The organism is Streptomyces sp. MnatMP-M17, assembly GCF_900091995.1.
Classification (GTDB): domain Bacteria; phylum Actinomycetota; class Actinomycetes; order Streptomycetales; family Streptomycetaceae; genus Streptomyces.
Genome location: NZ_FMDK01001115.1, coordinates 1 through 1,951, shown reverse-complemented (window position 1 = coordinate 1,951; position 1,951 = coordinate 1). Strand labels below are relative to the sequence as shown.

The 1,951-nt window shown below is 72.4% G+C and carries 2 protein-coding genes; both read left to right on the top strand.

All coding sequences use genetic code 11. From position 1 onward, the window contains the following. Positions 1-82: 82 nt before the first annotated feature. The gene (locus GA0115259_RS36740) at positions 83-982 is read left to right on the top strand and encodes a DUF6065 family protein (RefSeq protein WP_093604837.1); all 900 of its coding nucleotides are present in this window, start codon (positions 83-85) and stop codon (positions 980-982) included. Beyond that, positions 972-1,928, top strand: coding sequence for a cupin domain-containing protein (locus tag GA0115259_RS36735; protein ID WP_093604835.1), 957 nt, complete (start codon positions 972-974; stop codon positions 1,926-1,928). Before GA0115259_RS36740 ends, GA0115259_RS36735 begins: the two co-directional genes overlap by 11 nt. Positions 1,929-1,951 lie beyond the last annotated feature (23 nt).

Here is a 1,951-nt window from a genome sequence, read left to right as displayed (position 1 = left end):
GACGCCGAGTGGGCCGCCGCGGGCCGGACCGGCCACCCCGGCGCGTCCCCTTCCCCCGACAGCGCGCAGGAGGCGCCCACCCATGGACACCACGAGACCCGTCAGCAGCGGCGCGGTGCCTGAGCAGCCCGGCGCCGAGGACGGCGAACTCCCCCTGATCGCCTACGCGGTCGAGGACGGGGACACCCCCTCCATGCCGCTCGTCGCGGCCTCGGCCCGGCGGGACTGGATAGCCGCCACCGAGGAGGGATTCGCGCGTCGCTGCCTGCCCCTCGTCATGGCCGCGCACAACGAGTGGTGGGTCCTGAACAACCGCACGTTCACGGTCGAGTGGCTGGGGAACCGGCAGACCTCCAGCCTCAGGTTCGGCTACGAGGGCGACGACGCGGACGCACCGCACACCGCCTCCAGCCTGTTCGGCCACGGCATCCTGACATTCGACATCCCGTACCTGTTCCGCACGCCACCGGGCTGGAACCTGTCGGTGCGCGGACCCGCGAACCTCCCCAAGGACGGGGTGACCGCCCTTGCCGGCCTGGTCGAGACGGACTGGGCGAGCGCCTTCTTCACCATGAACTGGCAGCTCACCCGCCCGAACACACCGGTCGAGTTCCGTGCCGGGGAGCCGATCTGCGCGCTCGTGCCGCAGCGCAGGGACGAACTCGCCCGCTTCCGGCCCCGGGTGATTCCGCTGGCCGGTTCGGCCGAGGAAGCGGGCTACCGGGCCTTCGCCGAGAGCCGCCGGCGTTTCAGCGAGGAGCGGGTCGTCCCCGGCACCCCGGCCGCCGCTACCAGCTTCCAGCGCGACTACCTGAAGGGCGTCAACCCCGGCGGCGAGGTCTTCGCCGACCACCGGCGCAAAGTGAAACTGCGGGAGTTCGGGGCCGGCGCCCCGGTCTCACCGCCCTCGCGGGAGGGCCGTGCCGCCGGAGAGCAGCCCGTCGCCCCAGAACAGAAGAGAGGCTGCTCCGATGCAGGCTGACCACCAGGCGTCCGGCACCGCGAACGCCCCCGGATTCGACCTCGCGCGTCTGATCGCGCCCACGCCGGAGGAGGACTTCTTCCGCGACCACTGGGAGCAGCGTCCCCTGCTCGTCCAGCGCCATGACCGCGGCTTCTACGCCGATCTGCTCACTCTGGACAACTTCGACAGCCTGCTGGACCGGTCCGGGCCCGACCACGCCGGACTGCGGGTGGTGGCGGGCGGCCGCATGGACCCGGTCGCCCCCGAGGCCACGCTGGCGGACGTCTACGACAACTTCCGGCACGGTGCGACCCTCCTCGCCCGCCATGTGAGCTCCAGCTGGGAGCCGCTCGGGCTGCTGAGCCGGTCGCTGGGGCGGACGGTCAGCGCCGAGGTCTGGGCGAACTGCTACCTCACCCCCGGCGGACGGGCCCAGGGATTCTCCCCGCACTGCGACAACCACGACGTCTTCGTCGCCCAGATCCACGGCACGAAGCGCTGGCGGCTGTATGGCGTGCGCCACGAACTTCCCCTGGAAGGGCGGATGTTCAAGGAGAGCCGGGTCGGCGCGGCCCGGTTCGAGAAGGAGTTCACGCTGGAGGCCGGCGACCTGCTCTACCTGCCGCGCGGCGTGATCCACGCGGCCGTCACCGAGGAGGAGGCCTCGCTGCACTGCACCATAGGCGTCAAGCCCGTCCTGTGGTCCCACGTGATCGAGGAGGCCGTACGGGGGCTGTTCGACGAGGATGTCGCCTTCCGGCGCGCGCTGCCGACGGGCTTCGCCGAACGGCCGGAATCCGCGCAGGAGATGACCGCGACCATCGAACGGCTTGTCGCGACCCTGGCCGAGCGGCTCTCGCCGCAGGAGATGGCCCAGCGGGCGCGGTCGCTGGTGCCGACGTCCCAGCGCGGGCGGCTGCACGGCCTCGCGGCCCCCCAGCAGGCGGCGGCCCCGGACGCCTGAGTTCCAGCCGGCGGCCGGCTTCG

Bases quoted from the DNA above. Each gene is read 5' to 3' on its own strand.
- GA0115259_RS36740 (WP_093604837.1), top strand. From the start codon at position 83: ATGGACACCACGAGACCCGTCAGCAGCGGCGCGGTGCCTGAGCAGCCC.
- GA0115259_RS36735 (WP_093604835.1), top strand. From the start codon at position 972: ATGCAGGCTGACCACCAGGCGTCCGGCACCGCGAACGCCCCCGGATTC.